This window comes from Streptomyces sp. 2P-4 (assembly GCF_030167965.1).
GTDB lineage: Bacteria > Actinomycetota > Actinomycetes > Streptomycetales > Streptomycetaceae > Streptomyces > Streptomyces globosus_A.
The window spans coordinates 6599627-6621104 of record NZ_CP095011.1; the positions used below are offsets into that span (position 1 = coordinate 6599627).

Consider the following 21478-nt stretch of genomic DNA (forward strand, 5'->3'; position numbering starts at 1 on the left):
TCAGAGCACCTCCACGGTGGGGCCGGAGAGCCGGTTGCGGCAGTCCAGGACGAGGGAGGCGTGCTCGGTGACCATGGCGTAGTCGAAGGAGTCGTGGTCGGTGAGGAGCACGACCACGTCGGCGGCGGACAGCTCCCTGCGCGTCGGCTCCACCCGGACCAGCCGGGCGTCCACCGCGACGTCCTCGACGACGTGCGGGTCGGCGGCGCGCACCTTGGCCCCCAGGTCGAGGAGGAGCTGGGAGATGCGGACGGCCGGAGACTCGCGGGCGTCGCCGGTGTTCTTCTTGTACGCGAGCCCCAGGAGGAGGATCCGGGAGCCGTTGACGGAGCGGCGGCGCGCGTTGAGGGCGTCCATCACGCGGCGGGTGACGTACTCGGGCATGTGGCTGTTGATGTCGTTGGCCAGCTCCACGAAGCGGAAGCTCTGGCCGAGTTCGCGCTGGACCCGCCAGGACAGGTACGACGGGTCGATGGGCAGGCAGTGGCCGCCCACGCCCGGCCCCGGGGTGAACTTCATGAACCCGAAGGGCTTGCTGGAGGCCGCCTCGATGGCCTGCCACACGTCGATGTCGAGGTGGCGGGCGAACATGGCGATCTCGTTGACGAGGGCGATGTTGACGTGCCGGAAGGTGTTCTCCAGCAGCTTGGCGAGCTCGGCCTCCTTGGGGGAGCGCACCGGGACCGTCTTGTCGACGAGCTCCCCGTAGAAGGCCTCCACGGCCTTGAGGGAGGCGGCGTCCACACCGGAGACGACCTTGGGGGTCTGCTGGAAGCCCCACGTCGTGTTGCCGGGGTCGATGCGCTCGGGGCTGTACCCGAGGTGGAAGTCGGCGCCGGCCGTCAGGCCGGAGCCGTCCTCCAGGAGGGGGCCGAAGAGCTCCTCGGTGGTGCCGGGATAGGTGGTGGACTCCAGGACGACCGTCGCACCCGGCCGGAGGTAGCGGGCCAGGGTGCGGGCCGACTCCTCGATGTAGCGCAGGTCGGGCGCACCGTCCTGGAGCGGGGTCGGCACCGTGACGACCGCGGTGTCGAAGCCCCCGCAGTCCCGGGCGAGTTCGGTGGGACGGTACGTGCCGCGGTTCAGCGCCCGGCCGAGCCGCTCGGAGGAGACGTCCTCCACGTACGACTCGCCGGCGGCGAGGCTCTTGACGCGCCGCGCGTCGACGTCGTACCCGATCACCTGGTGTCCGACCTCCGCTGCCCGAACGGCCAGCGGAAGGCCCACGTATCCCTGTCCCACGACGACGACGCGCATCAGTGACTCCTGTTCGCGGAACCGGTCCCGTGCGAGGGACCGGCAGACGGCGTACGGCGGAGGAGCTCCCGGGCCGTCATGAGGAGGAAGGCGGTGTTGGTGGTGAGGTAGCGCCTGCCGAGGCGGCGGGGTTCCTGGAGGGCGCGGTAGAACCATTCGAGCCCGATGCGCTGCCAGAGCTGCGGGGCCCGCTTCGTGACGCCCGCCAGGATGTCGAAGGACCCGCCGACCCCGTGCACGACGTCGGCGCCGGTGCGCTTGCCGAAGGAGGCCGTGAAGATCTCCTTCTTGGGGGACGTCATGCCGAGGAACAGCATGCGCGCGCCGCTTGCCGCGATCGCGTCGGCGACGGCCCCCTGCTCGGAGTCGTCGAAGTAGCCGTTGCGGCTGCCGGCGACGCGGAGGGCGGGGAACTGCTCGGAGATCCGGCGCAGCATCAGGTCGAGGACGTGCTCGCGGGCGCCCAGGAGGTACACCGGGATGTCCGCCTGCTCGGCTGCGGCGAGGAGCCGCATGAACAGGTCGATGCCGGCGACGCGCTCGGGCAGGCGTACGCCGAGGACGCGCCCGGCCCAGACCACGGCCTGGCCGTCGGCCAGGACCAGGTCGCAGCCGGACACCGCGGCGGCGAGCTGCGGATTGCGCCGCATGGTGACCAGCTTCGCGGCGTTGACCATGCCGATCTCGATCTGCTCCCCGCGGCGCACCGCGTCCAGGCAGCGGCGCACGGTCTCGTCCATGGTCAGGGCGTCGAGGGTGATGCCGAAGAGGGTGGCCTTGTCGGTGTGGCCGGAGTTGTCGGTGTAGGGGGTGTTGTCGCGGTGTCCGGTCATCTGGCGGGGCCTCCCAGCCAGGCGTGGAGGAGCCAGCCGAACTCGTACGGCCTGCACTCCCGGTCCACCGCGAGCGGACGGAAGACCCGGTCGAGCGGGGCGAGGCGCGCCCCGGGGACGACCCGGGTGGCCAGGCCGCGGGCGGCGCGCACCGCCTTCGCCGGGTCGCCGCGGTAGACCTTGCGCCAGGTGACCGCGTGGTCCTCGCGGATCATCGGCTCGCGCGGCACCCCGTCCGGGCCGGCGAGCTCCGGCACCTCCGCCATCCAGCGCAGGCCCCGGCGGATGGCGGCGCCGTGGTCGAGGCCGCCGGCGTCCGCCAGGTCGAACAGGGCGGTGGGGGCCATGGCGTGCTGGTGCACGCTGTAGACCGGGTAGCCCTCGACCACCTGGCCGGTACGGGCGTCGTAGTGCCACCACCACTGCCCGCCGTCGCCCTGGAGCTCGCAGATGCGGGCCGCGCAGGCGTCGGCGGCCTGGAGGGCCACCGGGTCGGGGGCCGTGGCGTGGAGCCGGGCCAGGGCCTGGAGCGGGTACGTCTGGTCCGCGAAGCACGCGACGTGCGTGCGGTAGCGCGGGAGGAGTCCGGGCGCGGTGGCGTGCGGGAAGAGGGGGCTCGTGCCCGTGAGGGCGCCGAGCAGCCGGTCCCGCGCTGCGGCCAGCCCGTCTTCGACGTCGGCCGAGGACCGGGCCGCGGCGAGCGCGGAGAGCACCCAGGCCGCCTCGACCGTGTAGCGGGGCTGCCCGGGGGCGTCCAGGGCCGAGAGGCGGGCCAGGGCGTCGGGCAGCTTGGGGTGGTCCGTGTCGGCCGCGGCCCAGGCGACGAGTGCGGCGTCGCCGAGGTTGGTGATCCGCGGAAGCCGCTCCACCAGCAGCCCCGCGAACTCGGCGGCGGTGTGCCCGCCGAGGACGGCGCGCTGCCGGTCCTCGGGGAGGAACCGGGCCCCGAGGACGGTGATGGCCGCGTACCGGTTGCTCGTACCGCGGCGCTCCACGCTGCGGGTGCCGGCGGGTGAGACGGTGCCGGCGCGGGTGAAGACGAACGTGCCGCCGCCGTCGGCTGCGTACATCCGGGGGAGGGCCTGCTCGGCCAGCGCGAGCAGGCGCTGGGCGAGGGCGTGGAGGGTCGGGTCTTCTCGGGTCAGGGCAGCTAATCGGGGTGCTGGGGTTGCTCCGGTCACCGGGCACCCGCCCTGCGGTCGCAGGCCCGGGCGGTGGGCTTGCCGTGTGCGCTGCCTGATTCGTGCGTGTGGCGACGGCGCGTGCGCGAGCTGTCGTGCGCGTGCCGGCTGTGATGCATGTGCGAGCCGTGATGTATGCGCGAGCTGTGAGGCTCCGACACACCTACCCCCTCTGATCGCTCCTCGGGCCGGCCGGCGGTCGTCGTTCCGTGGAGGGACCGTGCAGGACGGCGCACGTGCCGACGTGGCGGTGCCCTGCGGCGCCGCCCCCGGCCCGTGCCGTCCGGAGCCGCCGACTGGTACCCCCCAGCGATGCCCCGGACCGGGGCCCGCGCGAACGCACGCCGCTCGCCAGCGCGCTTGCGCGCCCGCCGCCGGCATGGTTCCGCGATGCCCCCGTCGTGTACAACCCCCCACTGAACAAAGGCAGTTGCCTGCTCAGATCCCGTGTACACGGACAAGGTATGCCCAAGGGGTGGCCGGTGATTGCGGTTTTGAGGAAATCCCGGCGGCCAATATCCGACGTGCCGTCAGTTCCGATGCGGAATGCGTTCGGTGAGGGTGCCGTCCCTCTCGTCGTGCAGGGCGCCGGTGCGGGGGCACTCCCACACGCCCGGCTCCCCGTCCCGCTCGGCGAGGCGGACGCCGGCCCTCCCCACCCAGCCGATGCGCCGGGCGGGCACCCCGGCGACGAGCGCGAAGTCCGGCACGTCCCGGGAGACGACGGCGCCCGCCGCCACCAGTGCCCACCGCCCCACACGCACCCCGGCCACGCACACCGAACGGGCCCCCAGCGAAGCCCCCTCCTCCACCACCACCCCGGCGGCCTCCCAGTCAGCGCCCCGCTTGAGCCGCCCCTCGGGGTCCACCGCCCGCGGGTAGAAGTCGTTGGTGAGCACCGCGGCCGGGCCGATGAACACCCCGTCCCCGAGGACGGCGGGCTCGTACACGAGCGCGTGGTTCTGCAGCTTCACGTTGTCGCCGATGCGCACGCCCGGGCCGACGTAGGCTCCGCGGCCGACGATGCATCCCCGGCCGAGCCGCGCCTCCTCCCGTATCTGCGCCAGGTCCCAGACGGTCGTGCCGTCCCCGAGTGCGGCGGTCTCGTCGACCTGGGAGGAGGGCTGGATGCGGACACTCACGGGGCGGTCCCCTTACGTCGGCGTTCGGTATCCGGACGCGCGCTGCGCCGGAGCGGCGTCGTGCCAGCCGGAGCATATGCGGGGAGGGGGCGGCGCGTCCGCGGATCCGGAAGGACCCGCTGCACGCCTCCGCGGGGTGCGCGCGGCCGCGGGCCGGCGGCACTCACCCGGGCGTGCGCGGGGGGAGTTCGTGGAGGCGTACGCCGGCGAGGCCCGAGGAGCCGATGCGGGCCGTCATGTACGTGCAGTGCGGCTGGCGGCGGCGGCCCGTGGGGGAGCCCGGGTTCAGCAGGCGGAGACGGCCGTCGGCCGTCGAGTCCCACGGGATGTGGCTGTGGCCGAAGACCAGGACGTCCAGGTCCGGGAAGCGTTCGGCGCAGCGCTTCTCGCGGCCCTTGGCCGGGCCGGTCTCGTGGACCACACCCAGGCGCACGCCCTGGAGGTCCGCGTACGCCACCTCCGGGAGGCGGGCGCGCAGACCGGGGCCGTCGTTGTTGCCGAAGACGGCGACGAGGCGGCGGGCGCGTGCCTCCAGGAGGTCGAGGGTCGCCTCGTCGGCCCAGTCGCCCGCATGGACGACGACGTCCGCGCGGGGCACCAGGTCGAGCAGCTCCGGGGGAAGGGCCTTGGCCCGTACGGGGAGGTGGGTGTCGGACATCAGCAGCAGGTCCACGCGTCCGACGGTAGCCGGGCGGGGGCGCCGTGGCCCGCTGTGGCCCGTGTGGCCCTCGCGGCGTGCGGGGGCGTGGGGGTGTGCCTACGGTGAACGGGTGCGACCCATACCCGTAGCCGTCACCGCGGCCCTCGCGTTCGGTGCCGTCCTTGCGGCATCCGCGCCGCCGGCCGCGACCCCCGCCCCGCCGCCCGTGCAGCGCGCACGGGCGGCCGCGCCCTCGCTGGCCGCCGAAGTGGTGCCCGTCCCGGCCGAGGCGCTCGGCGCCACGTACCGCGCGGGCTGTCCCGTGGGCCCGGAGCAGCTGCGGCTGATCCGGATGAACCACTGGGGCTTCGACGGCAAGGTCCATCGCGGCGCGCTCGTCGTGCACGAGGACGCCGTCGGGCCGCTGCTCGGCGCCTTCGGCAAGGTGTTCGCGGCGCGGTTCCCCATCCGCCGCATGCAGCCGGCCTCCGCGTACGGCGGGGACGACGGCAGGTCCATGGCGGACGACAACACCTCGGCGTTCAACTGCCGCCCTGTGACGGGCGATCCGAGCCGGAGGTCGCAGCATGCGTACGGGGACGCCGTCGACATCAACCCCGTCGAGAACCCGTACGTGGACCGCAGCGGCACCGTCCACCCGGCCGCGGGCCGCGCCAACCTGCACCGGGACCGGCCCGTCCCCGGCATGATCCGGCCGGGGGACGCGGTGTCCCGCGCGTTCGCGGACATCGGCTGGGCCTGGGGCGGCCGCTGGCCCAACCCCGACTACCAGCACTTCTCGGCCACGGGCGGTTAGGGGGTGTGGGGAAACGCGAGGGATGAACCGGATGGCCGGATCGCGGGGTTTGCCGCATGACCTTGTCCGAGAGCCAGAGTCCGTCCGCCGCGCCCCTCGCGCCCCTCCGCACCCGCCACGCCGAGGCGGAGACCTGTGCCGACCCGAGCAGCGTCATGACGCTGCTCGCCGACTCGCACCAGACCGCCGACGGCTTCACGAGCTATCGCTCCGGCTTCGCCGCGGGAGCCGTGGGCGCGCCCGCCCACTGCACTAGGGTCGGGCCGGGCGTGCCACGCGGTAGTCGAGGCAGACGACGCCCGAGGTGAAGGTGCGGGTCTCGGCCAGGGTGAGGTCCACCCGCTGATCGGCCCTCGGGAAGAACGGAATGCCGCCGCCCACGAGGACCGGGTACACCATGGCCCGGTACTCGTCGATCAGGTCCGCCGCGGCCGCCTGGGCGGCGAGCGTGGCACCGCCGATCGCGATCTCCCCCTGTCCCGGCTCCGCCCGCAGCCGCTCGATCTCCTCGGCCGGGCTGCCCGAGGCCAGGCGGGCACGGCCCCGGACGTCGGTCAGCGTCGTGGAGAACACGACTTTCGGCAGCGGGTTCCAGAGCGACACCCACTCGCGCTCCGCCTCGTCGAGTGAGGAGACGTCGGCGGTCTCCCAGTAGAGCATCGTCTCGTACAGGCGGCGCCCCAGCAGGTGGACGTCCACCCCCCTGATCTCGTCGATCCAGAAGCGGAAGACGTCCGCGTGAGGGGGCGTCCAGTCGAAGCCGCCGTCCGGCCCGACGATGTAGCCGTCCAGCGAGACGTTCATCGAGTACGTCACCTTGCGCATCAGCAGCCCTCCTCGGGAACCCTTCGACACTACGGCCGGCCGGTGCCGGGCGGGGGAGAACCGCCGGGGTGTCCGCCTCCGTGTCAGACGAGGCTGTCCCACCAGGGGGCCTGGATGCCGCGGCGGCGCCTGTAGTAGCCGCGCCGGCATGCTGCTGCGGCCAGCGCGGACCATATGGCCGCGCCGGAGATCAGCGGGGCGGTGCCGCCGTTGGCCGCGCCCGCCAGCATGGCCGCCGTGCCGGCGAGCGAGAGGAGGGCGGTCCACGTCGCCCGGTGCAGCAGGACCAGTGCCACAGCGAAGCCCAGGCCCGTGATCACCACCGTGATGAACGGCACTGCGGCCCAGACCGCGTTCGCCCGTCCGAGGACGAACACGCCGGCGGCCACCGCCCATCCGCAGAGCATGAGGGCGAGTGTGATGCGGACCAGCCGCTGCCCGTCCACGGCGTATCCGCCCATGTCCCGAAGCGGAGTCGTCCGTGTCTGGCGTACGCGTGTTCCCTTTGGCATGCGGGCAGCATAGGCGCCGCCGCGGTGCCCCGCAGTGCGGCGGCCGGCGCAGGCGCGTGGGGCCGCCGCGCGGCGCGCACCCTCCACCGGCTGCGGCCGCTCCGCCGGCTGGGGCATCCGGGGCGGGGCATGGGAGCGTAGGGATCCGGTCAAGCTGAATGGCCGTTCGATGAAGGCCGGGTGGCTGTTGCCCGGCCTCGCGCCCTCGGAAGTGCATGTCAGCAGATCGCTCACCTTGCGTCGGCAGGCGGGCACGGACCGCCATCGAGCCGCGGAACGGGGCGTGAGCTGGGCGAACACCCCGCCGGCTATCCGCTATCCGAACACGGTGTCCGTAAATCGGCGATCGATGTGCGGTCACCCTTCGCACCCGACAGACTCACCGGTGTAAGAGAGCGATATCGCAAGAAAGTATCGCGCTCAACCTTCGAATCGAAAGCGAGTCCTGTCGTGCGTCACCGCTTCGCTGCCGTATCCGCCGCTGCCCTCCTGTGCCTGGCCGGCGCCACGGGCATGGCGGAGGCACAGCCCGCAAGCCTGTACGCCCCGTCCGCCCTGGTCTTCTCCGTCGCCAAGGGGGACGACGCCAACAGCACCGTCGTCCGGGCGACCACCCTCAGCTGCGCCCCGAGCGCCCAGGGCACCCACCCCGACCCCGAGGCCGCCTGTGAGGCGCTGAAGTCCACCGACGGCACGTTCGACCGCCTGCTCGCCGCCCCGGACCCGAACCGCGCGTGCCCCATGCACTACGACCCGGTCACGGTCACCGCGGACGGCGTCTGGCAGGGCAGCCGCGTCTCGTGGAAGCACACCTTCGGCAACTCCTGCTCCATGTCCGCGACCCTGAACGGCAACGCCGTCTTCTCGTTCTGATCCCCCCCGCACCCCCCGCATCCCCGGCCGCCACGGCGCGGCGGCCGGGAGCCTCTGGTCAGCAGGCCCGTACGGGCTGCAGGTCGTGCACGTAGCGGGCGGACACCCAGCCGTTCACCCCGTGGAGCCGGTACCAGACCGGATTGCCCTCCACCCAGCCGCCGCGCTGCTGGCACACCAGGTACACCACCTGCTCGTGGCGCAGCGTCTTGACGACGTTCGAGTACACCGTCGGCTTCGCCCGTACGTGGACACCCGACCGGGAGACCACCACGCCCTTCGGGTACGCGGCCGTCACGGCGGCCGACCGCTGCGGCGCCGGGCCCTCCTGACCGTTCACGGCGGCCCCCGCCGTCCAGCCGCCCGTCCCGGCCACCACGCCCGCCACCACCGCGGACACCGCCACCACACGCCTGGCCATCGGCTTCAACCGCCTCAACCGCCTCACCCGCTCGCCTCGTTCCGCCTGGTACGCGGCCGCCGGTGCGGCGCCCGCAGCCCCGACTATCCGGCGGCCCGCAGCCCGCGAGCGGGGGACACGCCCGGATGCGCCCGTACGGGTGAGCGCACGAGGGGGAGCGGGATCAGGGGGGCGTCAGCACCGACAGCACGTTCCCCGCAGGGTCCTTGAACCAGGCGATGGCCGGGCCCCCGGCGTCGCGGACGATGCCCTTCCCGTCGTGCTCGAACTCCTCGTAGCGCTCGAACACCACGCCCCGCGCGGCCAGTGCGTCGACCGCCTTGTCGATGTCCGGCACCGGGAAGTTCAGCACGGTGAACGCGGCCGGCTCGTGCGCCTCCTTCGGGTACACCAGGACTTCACCGCCCCCGCCGAGGTGCAGCGTGAGCATCTCGTCGTCTCCCGAGACGCGCAGCCCGAGCGTCGAGGCGTAGAACTCCCGGACGTCGGCGATCCGCCGCACCGAGAAGCCGCTGAACGCCTTGCTGTCCGCCAGCATGGCGCATCCCCTTCCTTCCGGCTGGGTGTCCGGCCGCAGAGAGCGGCCCTCGCCTCCCATGCTCCCCCCGCGGTGCGGGCCGCGCACGAGTGGCTCCGCCCGCCGAACGGGACCAACCTTGAAGGGTGAGCACCGAGGGACGCCCCACGGCCGCCTCGGCACTGCGCGGGTTCCTGGAGAGCCCCGTCGTCGGCATGGCGCCGTGGATCATCTTCTCCCTGCTGGTCGGGCCCGGCCGGTTCGAGGTCGCGGTCGCCACCGCACTGGCCGCCGCCGTGGCCCTGGTCCTCCTGGGCCACCTGACCCGCCCGGGCAGTTCCTGGAAGCTCCTCGAACTCGCGGACGTCGTCTTCTTCGCCGGCATGGCGGTCGTCGGAGCCCTGGCCGCCCCCGACACCCTCCGCTGGCTGGAGACGTACGCCGGCGAGGTCGCCAACATCGCCCTCACGCTCATCGCCTTCGGCTCGATGGCCGTCCGCATGCCGTTCACCCTCCAGTACGCGCGCGAGCAGGTCGACCCCTCGCTCTGGCACACCCCCGCATTCCTGCGCACCAACTACGTCATCACCGGCGCGTGGGGGCTCGCCTTCCTGGTCGCCGCCCTCGCCGGAGCCTTCGGGGACCTCGTCCTCCACAACCCCGACAACATCTGGACCGGCTGGATCATCCAGATCACCGCCATCGTCGCCGCCCTGAAGTTCACCGCCTGGTACCCGGACGTCGCGCGGGCCCGGGCCCGGCGGGACGCCGGACTGCCCGGCCCCGAGCCGCCCTCCACGGCGAGCTTCCTGCTGCCGCTGGCGGCGCTCCTCATCCCCCTCGGCATCGCCGTGCTCATCCTCGGCGACCCGTGGTGGATCGGCGCCGCCCTGATCATCGCCGGCTCCCTGCTGACGAAGGCCCTGCGCGGCTGACCGCGCCCGTCGCCCGCGCAGCCCGCGTCGCCCGCGCGTCCTGACAAAGGCCGTTCCCCGGGTCCACACTGGGGTCCACACCGGCTTGGGGGAGGGCACGGATGGACCGGATCCTGCGCATCGGCATACCCGCGGCAGCCGCGGCCCTCGTGCTCCTCGCGCCCTGGTACGCCCCGTACTACAGCACGATCGCCGTGTGGGAACTGCGCAAGGCCCTCTCCTGGCTGGCCGTGCCCGTACTGGCCGCGGCTCTGGCACTGCTCGCCGGCCTCGTCGGGATGCTGCGCCGGGGGCGCGCGGAGCGCCGCGGCGGCGGGAGCGGCGCGGCCAAGACCCTCGGCTGCCTCGCCGCCGTCGCGGGGATCGCCCTCACCTTCGCGTGGACGGTCTACGGGGCGTACCTCCAGGACCGCGCCTACATGGCCGCCACCCGCGTCGTGACCGGGCCGGTACCGGAGTTGGCGGCCCGCGCCCCGTACGTCGTCGGCAAGGCCCAGGCCGCCCCGCACCTCGGGGACGTCACCGGCGAGATCGCCGACATCAGCTACCTGCCCGATGCCGACCGGTTCGCCACCCTCGTCGAGCGGCGCGGCTGGCTCGCCGGATACGAGGTCGGCCTGGTGCAGGACGTACCCCTCGGGGGCACCAGCCGCTCGCAGCAGCGCTGCCGGTTCGACGTGGAGGAGGCCGACGCGCGGATCGGCGGCTGGTTCCACCACAACCTCGGCCGGAAGATCGCCGCACACAAGCGCTGGGTCCGCTTCGACGCCGACGACGCCTACGTCGTCTGCAACGGCGACAGACCCGTCGTGGCCGTCCCCCTCAAACGCCAGACCGGGCTCCTCGTCGTCACCGAACGCCCCGCCGGCCTCGCCCTGTACGACGGCCACACCGGCCGGCTCACCGTCACCGCCGACACGCAGGCGGTGCCGGGACCCTCCTACCCGCTGAGCCTCGCCGCCCGGCAGCGCGAGGCGACCGCCGCCGTCGGCAGCTTCACCGACTGGTGGTTCGAGCGCAGCGGCTGGGACGCCTCCGAGGACGGGGCCAACGCCGGAAACGAATCCGAGTTCGCCCTGCGCCACCGCGACGGCAGCGGCAGCAGCTCGTACGTCACTCCGCTCACACCGCAGGGCGAGGCCAGTTCCGTCGTGGCCGTCTCCGCCGTGCCGACCCGGCACCGCGGCGGCGGGCTCGCCCCGCTGACCGTGCACCGGCTCGACCCGACCTGGTCCTCGCCCGCGGCGATCGTCGCGCTCGTCAAGGCCGAGTACCGGGACGTCTGCTGCTACAACGACTACCGGGTGTTCGAGGTCGTGCCCACCGGCGGCACCACCTGGACCGCGACCGTCGGCAGCGAGCAGAACATCCGCTACCGGGTGGAGGGCCGCGGCCAGGTCGGCGGGCGCGAGGCCACCTGTCTGAAGAGCGCCGACGGCACGCTCATCCGCTGCGCGTACGCAGCCCCCGGCTCCCCCGAGGAGCAGGAGCTCGCCCGCCGCGAGGAGGGCAAGCGCAAGGAACAGGGAGCCGGGCCGCCCGACCTCGGCGACCTGACCGCGTACACCCCCGGGCAACTGGCCGAACTGCACCGCCGCATCAGCGAGGAGGTCACCCGCCGCCTCAAGGGCGGATGACGGGGCCCGCATCGGGTGAGGATGCGCCACGACCGCCCGGGATTTCCGGCTCCGGAGGGAACGCCGGGCGGTGTTCCACCCTCTTGACCGGTGCACATCGGTCGACGGTGTGCCCCGGACCGCGCGTCGGAACCGGGCGGCACGGCAGAGGGCGATCCCGGTCCATGGGTCTGACGAGTGACACGTTGTCGGCGTGCGTGGTGCTGGCCACGCTCCTCCTGGGCGCCGTGACGGTGTGGCAGTGGCCGCGCCTCGGAGGGCGGGGCGCAGGGCGGGTGCTCGGGCGGATCGGGATCCTCCTCCTCGCCCAGGTCTGCGTCCTCGCCTCCGTCGGGCTCGTATCGAACCGGACCTTCCTGTTCTATGACTCCTGGTCCGACCTCGTCGGCGCCAAGCAGCAGGTCGCGGCCGCACCCGGCGGGGCAGCGGTACAGGTCCTCGGGCGCAAGGCGCCGGCGGTCCCCGGCGGCGTCGATCCCCGCGTGGGCGGCGTCATCGAGAAGGTGGTCGTCCACGGCGAGCGCTCCCGCACGGCGGCCCCCGCGTACGTGTACCTGCCGCCGGAGTACTTCGCGAAGGGGGCCGAGCAGCGCAGGTTCCCCGCGGCCGTCGTCCTGACCGGCTTCCCCGGCATGGCCGAGAACCTCATCAAGAAGCTCGAGTACCCGCAGACGGCATGGAGGCTCGCGAAGCAGAAGAAGGCGCAGCCCATGGTGCTGGTGATGATGCGGCCCACCATCGCCGCCGCGAACACCCAGTGCATCGACGTCCCCGGAGGCCCGCAGAGCGAGACCTTCTACGGCACCGACCTCGTCAAGGCGGTGGCGACCGCCTACCGGGTCGGCACCTCGCCCGGCAACTGGGGCGTCATCGGCAACTCGACCGGCGGCTACTGCGCCCTGAAGCTGGCCGTCCAGCACCCGGAGTCCTTCTCCGTCGGCGTCGGCCTGTCGGCGGAGTACCGGCCCGAGACCGACCGCGAGTCCGGCGACCTCTTCCAGGGCGACAAGGACGAGGAGAAGCGGTCCGACCTCCTGTGGCACCTCGACAACCGGCCCCAGGGCGACTCGTCGTTCCTGGTGACCTCGTCGCTGACGGGTGAGCCCAACTACAGGGAGACGATGGAGTTCGTCGCGAAGGTCAAGGCGCCCGCACGGGTCTCGTCCATCATCCTCGACAGCGGCGGCCACAACTTCAAGACCTGGCGCCGGGAGGTGCCCCCGGCCCTCGCCTGGATGAGCGGACGGCTCACCGCGGACTGATCCCCCGCCCGCCGCCGCAGGTGGCGAACTGCTCGTCGGCCCTCGGAACGGGCAGCGCGCGGGCGACCGCAGGCGGCCCTTCCGGTGGATGCAGGGCATCTGCGGAGTCAACCCTGTGCCGGCATCCGGCGTCCAAGGCACCGGGGGAGCACACCGCTGGCCCCCGACCACGAGGAGGAGGCACCTGATGCCGAAGCAGCGGGCTCCCCGCACCGTCTTACTGGCCCTGGCGGCGGCCCTGACCGCGGGCGGGACCACAGCACTCGCCCCGCCCGCGCACGCGGCGGGCCCCGACACGGCGCCCGTACAGGGTGCGGCACGGCCGGCGCCCGGCGGGCACGAGGCAACCGGGGCCGCCCTGCGCGACCTGGTCACCGAGGGCGGCTTGCCGGGAGCGGCCGCCGAGGTGCGCGACCGCAAGGGGACGTGGTTCGCGGCGTACGGGCACGCCGACACCGCCACCGGCCGCGAGCGGACCCGCGCCGACCACTTCCGCGGCGCCAGCATCACCAAGACGTTCGTCGCCACCGTCCTGCTCCAACTCGAAGCGGAGGGCAGGCTCAGCCTGGACGACACGGTCGAGAAGTGGCTGCCCGGCCTGGTGCAGGGCAACGGCTACGACGGCCGCACCATCACCCTCCGCCGGCTCCTGAACCACACCAGCGGCATGGCGAACCACACCGAGGACCCGGCGTTCATCCACGACGCGGCCGGCCCCGGCTTCCCGGAACACCGCTACGACACCCACACGCCCGGGGAACTCGTCGCGATCGCCCTGACGTACCCTCCGCGGCCCGACCCGCAGAAGATGCCGGTGTACTCCAACACCAACTTCGTCCTCGCCGGAATGGTCATCGAGAAGGCGACCGGCCGCACCCACGGTGAGGAGGCGATGCGCCGCATCGTCAGGCCGCTCGGCCTCAAGGGGACGTCGTTCCCCGGGACCTCGCCGCGCATGCCCCGCCCGCACCCCGTCGGCTATTCCCGGCTCCACCGCACCGAACCGGACGCCGAGATCCACGACGCCACCCGGCAGAACATGACCTGGCTCGGTGCCGCCGGCGACGTCATCACCACCGCCGGCGACCTCAACCGCTTCCACCGGGCACTGACGGCCGGACGGCTGCTGCCGCCCGCCCAGACGAAGGCCATGTTCACGGAGGTGCCTCTCGGCGGCGGCTTCGGATACGGGCTGGGCGTCGAGTTCGCGCAGCTCTCCTGCGGCGTGAAGGTGGTCGGCAAGAGCGGCCGCACCAACGGCTCACTGTCCGCGATGGTCGGCACACCGGACGGCAGCCGACAGCTGACCTTCAACGCCAACGGCGACTGGCTCCAGGACGAGGCGCTGTACGCCAACGTGATCGAGGCGGAGTTCTGCGGCAGGACCCCGACGGGGCCGGCCCCCGCCCCCGTCAGCCCGTGGATGCTCCCCGCCTTGGCGACCCGCCCGACGACCTGACCGGGGCTCGCCTGCCCCCCACCACGGAACCCACCCGCAGGCATTCCGGCGATGCGGCACCCGGGCGGCCCGGCGGTCAGCCGGCCCGGCGCACCGCCGCGGGGCCCGTCTGCCGGTGGTGCTCCTGCCGGGCGGCCTCCAACAGCCGCCGCCACGACGTCACCAGCGGCCTCCGCTTCAACAGCGCGCGCCGCTCCCGCTCGGTCATCCCGCCCCAGATGCCGTGGTCGATCCGCTGGTCGAGGGCGTAGGCGAGGCACTCCGTACGGACCCCGCAGCTCCCGCACACCGACTTGGCCTGGTTCTGGGCCGCGCCCTGCACGAAGAGCTCGTCGGGGTCGGCGGTCCTGCACACCGCGCCGTCGGTCCAGTCCTCGTGCATGACCACCCTGTGCCGTCCTCTCCCAGTCCCGGCCTGCTCCCACGCCGCCGCCCCGCACCGCGAGCGACGACCGGGGCCCGACCGTAGGGGAACCCCACCCCACCGACCAGACGGGTCAACGCGTTCACCACCCCTTCGGGTGAGACGGCTTGCCGCCCCGAACACGGTGGGGTAAAGCGCATCCGGCACACCGTCAGGTTCCACACCCGGGAGTGCAGCCGTCGGACATCGCCCCCTGATCCTCGGTTCAGCCGAGGAACGAAAGGCGCACCTGGCGTTGCGGGTTGTCCTTGTTGGTGTCCACCAGGCAGACCGACTGCCAGGTGCCCAGTTCCAGGCGGCCCGCCACGACCGGCAGGGTTGCGTGGGGCGGGACGAAGGCCGGGAGGACGTGGTCGCGGCCGTGGCCGGGCGAGCCGTGGCGGTGGCGCCAGCGGTCGTCGGCGGGGAGGAGGGCGCCGAGGGCGTCGAGGAGGTCGTCGTCGCTGCCGGCGCCCGTCTCGATCACCGCGATGCCGGCGGTGGCGTGCGGGACGAAGACGTTCAGGAGGCCGTCGCGGCCGGCTGCGGCGTCGGAGAGGAAGCGCTCGCAGTGGCGGGTCAGGTCGGTCACGGTCTCGGTGCGGCCTGTGGTGAGGTCGAGGACTCGGGTCGTGAATCGTTCGGACATGGGCACCATCGTCGCCCATGGCCCGGCTGCCGGGCCGTCTCGCGTGCGATGCGTCCGCCGGGTGGGCGATCATGGTCGGGGGTGCCGGGCGTGCAGTGGCCGGCGGCCCGTCCGTCCCTTCGGCTCCGAGGAAGACCGCCATGCACGATCCGTCCCTGCCGTTCTCCGACGCGGAGCCGCCGTTCGGCGGCGACAGTACGGCCGGCCCGTCCGGGCCCGTCGCGGACGAGTGCTTCGGGCCCGTCGACGTCCGCCTCGACGCCGGCCGGGGGACGGTGGCCGTGGCGGGCGGGGCGCTGCCCGAGGTGCGGCTGGTCCGCGGTGGCGGCGCCAAGCCGAACCGGTACGCGCCGATCGGCACCCGCGACGGCGGACGCCTCACCCTCACCGTGGACGGCGGCCCGGCCGGCATCCGCCCGGCCCGGGCCTGGATCCCCCGCCGCTCCTACCGCGTCGACGCCCGCGCCGGCGGCAGCCGCTACCGCCTGGTGCCCTGCTCGGCGACGGCCAGCAGGTTCCTGCGGGACGGCCGCCGCCTCGGGGAGTTCACCTCCCGAGGCGACGGGTCCGTCGCCGCGGACTGGCTGCCCGGCGCCGGCCCCCAGCCGCAGGACGCCGCCGTCGGCTACGCCCTCGCCGCCGCGTTCGGCACGGGCGGCAGGTCGCTGGGCGACCTGGTCGTCGACGTCGTAGACGCCCTGCTCCCGGGCTGAGCCGCAGCGGCGGGGGAGAGGGTTACTTCGGCGCCTTCCAGAGCTGGCCCTTGCCGGTGTTCGGCGTGTACAGCTGGACGACGGTGCTGTTCGCGGTCGCGCCGCCCTTCACGTCGAGCACCTTGCCCGACGCGACGTGCACGATCTGGCCCTTGGCGTTCACCGACCAGCGCTGCGCGGCGGAGCCGTTGCAGTCCCACAGCTGGATCTTGTTGCCGTTGGCGCTGCCGTTGCGCGCATTGTCGAGGCACTTGCCGAGCGCCCGGAAGGTGCCGTCCTTGCCGAGGATCCAGGACTGCGCGACCGATCCGTTGCAGGTGTAGAGCTGGATCTGCGTACCGTTGGCCGCCTTGCCGCCCCTGGCGTCGAGGCACTTCCCGGCGATGCCGGAGACCTTCCCCTGCGGGGGCAGCACGGCGCCCGCGCCCGCGGCCAGCCTGCGGAAGCCCTGGACGTCGAACTGCTGCACGTACGTGCCGGCCCGCTTGTCCTGGTACGCGTACGCAGGCGAGCACATGACGGGGAACTGGCCGGAGTCGGTGCCCTTGACGCAGTCGCTCCGCTTCATGCTGCGGTTCGCGTGCGTCAGGCCCAGGGTGTGGCCGATCTCGTGGCTGATGTGGTTGCGCATGTACGTCTCGCCCATGGCGGCGGTCGGCTTGCCCTGCGGGGTGAAGAACTCGCTGTCGATGTACGCGTGCCCGCTGGTCACCGTCTCCGGCACCGAGGAGCTGGTGAAGCCGCAGCTCAGGTTGGCCATGCCGGAGCCGTCGCGGACGACCTTCCAACCGGTGTTGCCCATGATGTCGCCGTCCGGCGGCAGGCAGGGCCGGTGCAGCACGCCCAGGATCACCTCGCCCTTCGGGCGGGAGTACTCCCAGCCCACCGGCTTGGTGTCGACCTTGACCGGCAGGTTCGTGATCCGCTGGAGGTCCGCCGCCGTGGCCTTGGCGTAGGGGCCCAGCCAGTCCGCGGACTTCTGGTCGTAGAACTTGATCGTGTAGCCGGTCGCCAGCCACTTCGTGGCTCCGCTCAGCTTCCACCCCTCGCCCTGCGGGGGAGCGGCGGCGGCCGCCGCCCGGGCGGCCGCACCCGCGGCGGCCTTCGCGGAGCCGCCTGCTCCGGCGGGCGCCGCCGTGTCGCCGCCGAGGTGCATGACGCCGTCGCGGAACGCGGTGTGGTCGGTGCGCGACGGGGCGGTGTCCGCCGCGTGCACGTCCGGCGCCGGCAGCGGCGCCGACTGCGCGGCCTGCGGGCCGTCGCCGCCGTCCTCCGTGCCGAAGGCACTGGAGGACATGATTCCTCCTGCAATGGCCGCCACGGCGCACGCGCCGACCACTGATATCCGATATCCGGCCTTGAATCCCAAGTCCCCGTTGCCTCTCATCGTGTTTGCTCCCGTGCAGACGTGAACGCCCACGGGAGTCGAGAATCGAACAGATGATAGGGGAGGGGTACGGGTTCGCCTCACGGCAGGGGGAGTTGACGGGGTTTCGGCTCCCGTGTGCCCTACTGTCGCACCGACAGCCGCACCCCACCTCCTTGGAGCAGGCAGGATGGCCGCGACATCCCAGAAGATCACCACGTTCCTGATGTTCGAGGGCCAAGCGGAGGAGGCGATGGCCTTCTACACCTCGCTCTTCGACGACGCCGAGGTGCTCGACATCACCCGCTACGGCCCCGGCGAGCCCGGCCCCGAGGGCACTGTGCAGCACGCCGTGTTCTCCCTCGCCGGCCAGCAGCTCATGTGTATCGACAGCCCAGCCAAGCACGACTTCGGGTTCACCCCGGCGATCTCCCTCTTCGTCCAGTGCGACAGCGAGGCCGAACTGGACCGCCTGTACGAGGCCCTCCTGGAGGGCGGCGCGGCACTGATGCCGCTGGGCTCGTACGGCTTCAGCCCCAAGTTCGGCTGGGTGAGCGACCGCTTCGGCGTCTCCTGGCAGCTGAACCTCCCCGCGTAGCGGGAGCTGCGCCATTCGGACGGCGCCATTCGGATGGGGCGCGCCGCGACGCGGCCGGGTACCGCGACAGCGGACCGCCGCGTCCCTGCGGTCGGGGGCTGTCCCTGCTCCCCGTCGAAAGGTGCACCCGCATGCGACCCGTCAGCTCCGCCCTCGCCGCCCCGCCCCGCCGTTCCTCTCCCTGTCCGCCCCCGCGGCGCCGGCTCGCCCTCACTCCCCGTCGACCGGGCGGCGGGCGTAGCAGAAGAGGTGCTCCTCCGGTGCCGCCAGTCCGCCGTCCGGGAGGAAGAGGGAGACGGAGTGGTGCAGGAGCTCCAGGCCGCAGTCCTCGCGGAGGAGGCGCAGGTAGGCGTCGGTCGAGCAGCTCGACACCCGCACGCGCCGCCCCATCCACTCCACTTCGGCGTCCTCCACGTCGGCCGGCACGGTGGCCGACACCAGGTAGCCGCCCGGCACCAGCCAGCCGGCCATCCGCCGCAATGCGGCCGATGCCTCCGCCCGGCTCATCATGAGCAGCGGGAAGAAGGAGCAGACGGCGTCGAAGCCGCCCTCCGGGGCGAAGTCCCGTACGTCGCACTGCTCGAACCGGGCCTTCGGGACCTGGGCTCGGGCCAGTTCGACCATGACGCGTGACACGTCGATCCCGGTCACCTCGAACCCGGCGTCGGCGAGCCGCTCGGCGACCGGGCGGCCCGTACCGCTGCCGACGTCGAGGACGCGGGCGCCGGGCGCCAGTCGGGCGGCCAGCCAGTCGACGGCGTCCGACTGCGCGGGCAGCCTGCCGAACGCCTCCTCGTAGGCGATCCCCAGCCCGTCGAACAACTCGGCGGCCGTCACCGGCTGCCCGGCATGCGCCGCACCGGCCGGATCTCCACCTGCGCCCACTCCGCTTCCCACGATGCTTCCCTTCCCCCGTGCCGGGCCGCCCGCGGCCCGCGGCCGCGGACCACCCGCAGGCCACTGCAGACCTACCCCGCCGGTCCCCTGCACTACCACCCGACAACCCGCCCCAGGGGCCGGAGCGGGTGTCGCCCGGAACCGCATGCGCCGACCGGCGTCCAGACGCCCCACCGCAGGCCGCGCCCGCGCCCTCGCGGGCGGCTCCGCGGGCCGGGACGGCAGGTCGGGAGCGGGGATGCGGGCGGAGGGGCAGCCGGGCCGCCGGAACTGCGGAGCGTGGCCCTCCGGGCAGGGTGGTGGGTGCACTTGGTGTCCTTTGAGGCAGTTTCATGTCCCAAGTGGCCATTGGGTCTGGTGAGTTGCATACGGTGCGTTGCGAAAGGCCGAAAGGCCCCATACGACCCATCAGGTACGGAGGTACCGGTCATGCGACGAATCCTCACCCGCGCCGGCAGTGTCGCGGCAGTCTCGATGCTGGCGCTGGCGCTGGGCCAGCCCGCCCAGGCCGCCCAGCCCGCCGAAGGCGACACGGTGTCCGCGGCGGCGCGCGCCACCTACTTCGAGTTCACGGACGGCACGGACACGTTCGTCATCAAGCTCACCGACCCTGCCAAGATCCGCCAGGCCCGGAACATCCTCAGCGGCGCCGACACCGAGCACCGCGGTGTCATGGGCACCGTCGTCAAGACGCCCGCCTCGTACAACAAGCCGTGGACCTACCATCTCGATCCGAACTCGGTGCAGTTCTTCGGCATGGCGATGGAGGTCTGCGACGCGAGCATCGCCTACGTGGACGAGCACCTGGACGAGGTGGGCGGGGCGCTCCTGCCGCGTTCCACCTGGTGCCCGTGGCAGTCGAAGCTGACGCGCGAACTGCCCAGGCCGTAGCGGTCAGGCGCGGGGGCGCTCGGCGGTGACGACGTAGTAGTCGAGCAGCCCCCGCTCCCAGGCGTGCAGGAAGTTCCGCGGCCAGGTGCCCGGCTCCCACTGGGCGGACAGCCAGTGGTCCCAGCCGGGCCACACGGCGGGGCCGATGGACTCCGCCCGCGCGCCCTCCAGCCCTGCCCGGGTCAGGGCGTCCGTCAGGTCCGCGGGCTGCCGGGCGATGTCCAGCCCGTCGGCGAAGGTCGTCAGCAGTGCCGCCAGCGGCTCCGGGGCGGCCGGGTCGGCGGCGAAGAAGCTCGCGACGGCGAGCCGCCCGCCCGGCCGCAGCACCCTGGCGGCCTCCGCCGCGAACGCCTCCAGGTCGTCGAAGTGCTGGGCGGCCTCCACGCTGTAGACGCGGTCGAACTCGGCCTCCCCGAACGGCATCCGCTCGGCCGCTCCGCGCACCAGCCGGAACCGGCCCGGCCCGGCCGCCGCCAGGGCACGGGTGTTGGCCCGGCGGGCCCGTTCCAGCTGCTGGGGGTGGATGTCCATGCCGGTGATCCGCGCCGGGGCGTACTCCTCCAGGGCCAGCGCGCAGCCCACCGCGAGGCCGCATCCCACCTCCAGCACCTCGCCGCCCTCCACGGGGCCGACGGTGTCCAGCACGTGCCGGTACAGGTCCTCCTGGCTGCGGATACGGTCGCCGACCGTCAGGGGGCGGCCCAGGTCGCCCGGCTGCCAGTAGCCGAAGTTGATGAAGCCGCCGGCGAAGATGGGAACCGCGCTGAGGTCCGCGGGGCCGTATGTCTCCCGGACGGCGGGCCGCATGCCGTCGGTCCGTTCGCGCGCGCGTTCGCGTTCCGTCATGTGTCACCTCCGTGCCCCAGTGTGACCGGGCGGCGACACCCTGTCGATGGGCTCCGCCCTGTGCGCCCCCCTCGTGCGCCGGCCGCGGGCCCCGCCCCTGTCCCGGCCCGGGCCCACGGAGCCCGTCTGCGGCCGCGTTGTTACGGTGAGCGCCGACCCCGCCGGCCGGAAGCGGCGGGCCCGCCCCGCCGTGACAGGAGCACCCATGACCGCGCCCGCGCGCCGCACCACGGCCACCGCGTCGGCTGCCGCCGTCGTCACGGACGGACACGGCCGGGTGCTCGTCGTCAACCCGGTCCACAACGAGCGGTGGAACCTGCCGGGCGGCCACCTCGACGAGGGCGAACTCCCCACGGCGGCGCTGCGCCGCGAGCTGCGCGAGGAGATCGGCCTGGACCTGGAGGTCGGCGGCCTGCTGGTGACCGCGTGGCTGGCCCGTCCGGGGGGCGCGCACGTCTTCCACGTCTTCGAGGGCCCGCAGCTGACCCCGGAGCAGCAGCAGCGGATCACGCTCCAGGAGTCGGAGATCGGCGAGATCCGCTTCTGCCGGCCCGAGGACGTCACCGCGGACATGGTCCCGCCGTACGTGCTGCCCGTGTGGCAGGCGGCGCTGGCCGCGCGCAGACAGGGGCGGCCGGCCTACCTCGAACTGTCCCCGTAGCCCCTGGCCCCACCCCGCACCCCGGCAGGACCCCGGCCGGACCGGCCGCCGGGCGGCCGGAGGAAGGCCGCACGGCCGATTGGGCTAGGGTCGGTGCGGAACAGCGAACCGCCCCCGCGTACCCACGCGCACGACCCCGAGGA

At 73.4% G+C, this 21478-nt stretch carries 24 protein-coding genes and 1 pseudogene; 11 read left to right on the plus strand and 14 right to left on the minus strand.

The features are described 5' to 3' along the window. The 5 genes from MUK52_RS29385 to MUK52_RS29405 form a co-directional block, all read right to left on the minus strand. A complete protein-coding gene (locus tag MUK52_RS29385) occupies positions 1–1257 on the minus strand; it encodes a nucleotide sugar dehydrogenase (RefSeq protein WP_114056138.1) in 1257 nt (418 codons plus the stop codon). After that, positions 1257–2090 carry a WecB/TagA/CpsF family glycosyltransferase gene (locus tag MUK52_RS29390; protein ID WP_284581455.1) on the minus strand — a complete coding sequence of 278 codons (834 nt, stop codon included), beginning with the start codon at positions 2088–2090 and terminating at the stop codon, positions 1257–1259. Before MUK52_RS29390 ends, MUK52_RS29385 begins: the two co-directional genes overlap by 1 nt. Further along, positions 2087–3160, minus strand: coding sequence for a hypothetical protein (locus MUK52_RS29395; RefSeq protein WP_284581456.1), 1074 nt, complete (start codon positions 3158–3160; stop codon positions 2087–2089). The genes MUK52_RS29390 and MUK52_RS29395 overlap by 4 nt, the downstream gene beginning before the upstream one ends. Before the next feature lie 641 nt (positions 3161–3801). Then, complete coding sequence (locus MUK52_RS29400; protein ID WP_114056135.1) at positions 3802–4413, minus strand: acyltransferase; 612 nt, start codon at positions 4411–4413, stop codon at positions 3802–3804. Between the two features lie 163 nt (positions 4414–4576). After that, positions 4577–5086, minus strand: a complete 510-nt coding sequence (locus MUK52_RS29405) for a metallophosphoesterase family protein (RefSeq protein ID WP_284581457.1) — start codon at positions 5084–5086, stop codon at positions 4577–4579. 97 nt (positions 5087–5183) lie between these two features. Between MUK52_RS29405 and MUK52_RS29410 the strand changes: the two genes are divergently transcribed. Both MUK52_RS29410 and MUK52_RS29415 read left to right on the plus strand, forming a co-directional pair. Next, entirely contained in the window at positions 5184–5870 is a 687-nt protein-coding gene (locus tag MUK52_RS29410; RefSeq protein ID WP_114056133.1) for a M15 family metallopeptidase, read from the plus strand. A gap of 56 nt (positions 5871–5926) precedes the next feature. Next, positions 5927–6118, plus strand: a pseudogene (locus tag MUK52_RS29415) (cupin domain-containing protein); the annotation flags it as partial. Positions 6119–6122: 4 nt separating this feature from the next. On the opposite strand, the gene MUK52_RS29420 reads toward MUK52_RS29415, so the two are convergent. Both MUK52_RS29420 and MUK52_RS29425 read right to left on the minus strand, forming a co-directional pair. Continuing rightward, positions 6123–6695, minus strand: a complete 573-nt coding sequence (locus MUK52_RS29420; RefSeq protein ID WP_114056132.1) for a dihydrofolate reductase family protein — start codon at positions 6693–6695, stop codon at positions 6123–6125. Positions 6696–6778: 83 nt separating this feature from the next. Continuing rightward, positions 6779–7156 (minus strand): hypothetical protein, encoded by a 378-nt coding sequence (locus MUK52_RS29425; RefSeq protein ID WP_284581458.1) that lies wholly within the window; start codon positions 7154–7156, stop codon positions 6779–6781. Between the two features lie 564 nt (positions 7157–7720). Here MUK52_RS29425 and MUK52_RS29430 point away from each other — a divergent pair. Beyond that, positions 7721–8080: a subtilase-type protease inhibitor gene (locus tag MUK52_RS29430; protein WP_114058729.1), complete on the plus strand. Its 360-nt coding sequence runs from the start codon at positions 7721–7723 to the stop codon at positions 8078–8080. A 58-nt stretch (positions 8081–8138) separates the two neighbouring features. Here MUK52_RS29430 and MUK52_RS29435 read toward each other — a convergent pair whose 3' ends face one another. Continuing rightward, the gene (locus tag MUK52_RS29435; RefSeq protein ID WP_284581459.1) at positions 8139–8501 is read right to left on the minus strand and encodes an SH3 domain-containing protein; all 363 of its coding nucleotides are present in this window, start codon (positions 8499–8501) and stop codon (positions 8139–8141) included. Between the two features lie 163 nt (positions 8502–8664). Continuing rightward, positions 8665–9039 (minus strand): VOC family protein, encoded by a 375-nt coding sequence (locus MUK52_RS29440; RefSeq protein WP_114056129.1) that lies wholly within the window; start codon positions 9037–9039, stop codon positions 8665–8667. 125 nt (positions 9040–9164) lie between these two features. Here MUK52_RS29440 and MUK52_RS29445 point away from each other — a divergent pair, with 125 nt between their 5' ends. The 4 genes from MUK52_RS29445 to MUK52_RS29460 all read left to right on the plus strand — a co-directional run bounded on the left by MUK52_RS29445 (position 9165) and on the right by MUK52_RS29460 (position 14311). Then, positions 9165–9953, plus strand: coding sequence for a hypothetical protein (locus MUK52_RS29445; RefSeq protein ID WP_284581460.1), 789 nt, complete (start codon positions 9165–9167; stop codon positions 9951–9953). 101 nt (positions 9954–10054) lie between these two features. Continuing rightward, positions 10055–11590, plus strand: a complete 1536-nt coding sequence (locus tag MUK52_RS29450; protein ID WP_284581461.1) for a hypothetical protein — start codon at positions 10055–10057, stop codon at positions 11588–11590. A 164-nt stretch (positions 11591–11754) separates the two neighbouring features. Beyond that, the gene (locus MUK52_RS29455) at positions 11755–12852 is read left to right on the plus strand and encodes an alpha/beta hydrolase (protein ID WP_284581462.1); all 1098 of its coding nucleotides are present in this window, start codon (positions 11755–11757) and stop codon (positions 12850–12852) included. Between the two features lie 187 nt (positions 12853–13039). After that, on the plus strand, positions 13040–14311 hold the full coding sequence (locus tag MUK52_RS29460; RefSeq protein WP_284581463.1) for a serine hydrolase domain-containing protein: 1272 nt from the start codon (positions 13040–13042) through the stop codon (positions 14309–14311). A gap of 76 nt (positions 14312–14387) precedes the next feature. Here the strand turns inward: MUK52_RS29460 and MUK52_RS29465 are convergent, their stop codons facing one another. Then, the gene (locus MUK52_RS29465) at positions 14388–14693 is read right to left on the minus strand and encodes a WhiB family transcriptional regulator (protein ID WP_114058728.1); all 306 of its coding nucleotides are present in this window, start codon (positions 14691–14693) and stop codon (positions 14388–14390) included. Positions 14694–14940: 247 nt separating this feature from the next. After that, a complete protein-coding gene (locus tag MUK52_RS29470) occupies positions 14941–15363 on the minus strand; it encodes a YjbQ family protein (protein ID WP_284581464.1) in 423 nt (140 codons plus the stop codon). A 140-nt stretch (positions 15364–15503) separates the two neighbouring features. Between MUK52_RS29470 and MUK52_RS29475 the strand changes: the two genes are divergently transcribed. Beyond that, the gene (locus MUK52_RS29475; protein WP_246042586.1) at positions 15504–16076 is read left to right on the plus strand and encodes a hypothetical protein; all 573 of its coding nucleotides are present in this window, start codon (positions 15504–15506) and stop codon (positions 16074–16076) included. 22 nt (positions 16077–16098) lie between these two features. On the opposite strand, the gene MUK52_RS29480 is transcribed toward MUK52_RS29475, so the two are convergent. Beyond that, positions 16099–17373, minus strand: coding sequence for a ricin-type beta-trefoil lectin domain protein (locus MUK52_RS29480; RefSeq protein WP_246042585.1), 1275 nt, complete (start codon positions 17371–17373; stop codon positions 16099–16101). A gap of 259 nt (positions 17374–17632) precedes the next feature. On the opposite strand from MUK52_RS29480, the gene MUK52_RS29485 reads away from it, so the two are divergent. Further along, positions 17633–18040, plus strand: coding sequence for a VOC family protein (locus MUK52_RS29485; RefSeq protein WP_114056122.1), 408 nt, complete (start codon positions 17633–17635; stop codon positions 18038–18040). Positions 18041–18250: 210 nt separating this feature from the next. On the opposite strand, the gene MUK52_RS29490 is transcribed toward MUK52_RS29485, so the two are convergent. After that, positions 18251–18937, minus strand: a complete 687-nt coding sequence (locus MUK52_RS29490; RefSeq protein ID WP_246042584.1) for a class I SAM-dependent methyltransferase — start codon at positions 18935–18937, stop codon at positions 18251–18253. Positions 18938–19366: 429 nt separating this feature from the next. Here MUK52_RS29490 and MUK52_RS29495 point away from each other — a divergent pair, with 429 nt between their 5' ends. Further along, positions 19367–19828 (plus strand): BP74-related protein, encoded by a 462-nt coding sequence (locus MUK52_RS29495; RefSeq protein ID WP_114056120.1) that lies wholly within the window; start codon positions 19367–19369, stop codon positions 19826–19828. Positions 19829–19831: 3 nt separating this feature from the next. On the opposite strand, the gene MUK52_RS29500 is transcribed toward MUK52_RS29495, so the two are convergent. Beyond that, entirely contained in the window at positions 19832–20674 is an 843-nt protein-coding gene (locus MUK52_RS29500; protein WP_284581465.1) for a class I SAM-dependent methyltransferase, read from the minus strand. Positions 20675–20879: 205 nt separating this feature from the next. Between MUK52_RS29500 and MUK52_RS29505 the strand changes: the two genes are divergently transcribed. Then, a complete protein-coding gene (locus MUK52_RS29505) occupies positions 20880–21335 on the plus strand; it encodes an NUDIX domain-containing protein (protein ID WP_114056119.1) in 456 nt (151 codons plus the stop codon). Positions 21336–21478 lie beyond the last annotated feature (143 nt).

What these genes read in the sequence shown, in the direction of transcription:
- MUK52_RS29385 (WP_114056138.1), bottom strand. Translation starts at nt 1,257, where the DNA reads ATGCGCGTCGTCGTCGTGGGACAGGGATACGTGGGCCTTCCGCTGGCC.
- MUK52_RS29390 (WP_284581455.1), bottom strand. Translation starts at nt 2,090, where the DNA reads ATGACCGGACACCGCGACAACACCCCCTACACCGACAACTCCGGCCAC.
- MUK52_RS29395 (WP_284581456.1), bottom strand. Translation starts at nt 3,160, where the DNA reads ATGTACGCAGCCGACGGCGGCGGCACGTTCGTCTTCACCCGCGCCGGC.
- MUK52_RS29420 (WP_114056132.1), bottom strand. Translation starts at nt 6,695, where the DNA reads ATGCGCAAGGTGACGTACTCGATGAACGTCTCGCTGGACGGCTACATC.
- MUK52_RS29425 (WP_284581458.1), bottom strand. Translation starts at nt 7,156, where the DNA reads ATGGGCGGATACGCCGTGGACGGGCAGCGGCTGGTCCGCATCACACTC.
- MUK52_RS29430 (WP_114058729.1), top strand. Translation starts at nt 7,721, where the DNA reads ATGGCGGAGGCACAGCCCGCAAGCCTGTACGCCCCGTCCGCCCTGGTC.
- MUK52_RS29435 (WP_284581459.1), bottom strand. Translation starts at nt 8,501, where the DNA reads ATGGCCAGGCGTGTGGTGGCGGTGTCCGCGGTGGTGGCGGGCGTGGTG.
- MUK52_RS29440 (WP_114056129.1), bottom strand. Translation starts at nt 9,039, where the DNA reads ATGCTGGCGGACAGCAAGGCGTTCAGCGGCTTCTCGGTGCGGCGGATC.
- MUK52_RS29450 (WP_284581461.1), top strand. Translation starts at nt 10,055, where the DNA reads ATGGACCGGATCCTGCGCATCGGCATACCCGCGGCAGCCGCGGCCCTC.
- MUK52_RS29455 (WP_284581462.1), top strand. Translation starts at nt 11,755, where the DNA reads ATGGGTCTGACGAGTGACACGTTGTCGGCGTGCGTGGTGCTGGCCACG.
- MUK52_RS29460 (WP_284581463.1), top strand. Translation starts at nt 13,040, where the DNA reads ATGCCGAAGCAGCGGGCTCCCCGCACCGTCTTACTGGCCCTGGCGGCG.
- MUK52_RS29465 (WP_114058728.1), bottom strand. Translation starts at nt 14,693, where the DNA reads ATGCACGAGGACTGGACCGACGGCGCGGTGTGCAGGACCGCCGACCCC.
- MUK52_RS29470 (WP_284581464.1), bottom strand. Translation starts at nt 15,363, where the DNA reads ATGTCCGAACGATTCACGACCCGAGTCCTCGACCTCACCACAGGCCGC.
- MUK52_RS29475 (WP_246042586.1), top strand. Translation starts at nt 15,504, where the DNA reads ATGCACGATCCGTCCCTGCCGTTCTCCGACGCGGAGCCGCCGTTCGGC.
- MUK52_RS29480 (WP_246042585.1), bottom strand. Translation starts at nt 17,373, where the DNA reads ATGTCCTCCAGTGCCTTCGGCACGGAGGACGGCGGCGACGGCCCGCAG.
- MUK52_RS29485 (WP_114056122.1), top strand. Translation starts at nt 17,633, where the DNA reads ATGGCCGCGACATCCCAGAAGATCACCACGTTCCTGATGTTCGAGGGC.
- MUK52_RS29495 (WP_114056120.1), top strand. Translation starts at nt 19,367, where the DNA reads ATGCGACGAATCCTCACCCGCGCCGGCAGTGTCGCGGCAGTCTCGATG.
- MUK52_RS29500 (WP_284581465.1), bottom strand. Translation starts at nt 20,674, where the DNA reads ATGACGGAACGCGAACGCGCGCGCGAACGGACCGACGGCATGCGGCCC.
- MUK52_RS29505 (WP_114056119.1), top strand. Translation starts at nt 20,880, where the DNA reads ATGACCGCGCCCGCGCGCCGCACCACGGCCACCGCGTCGGCTGCCGCC.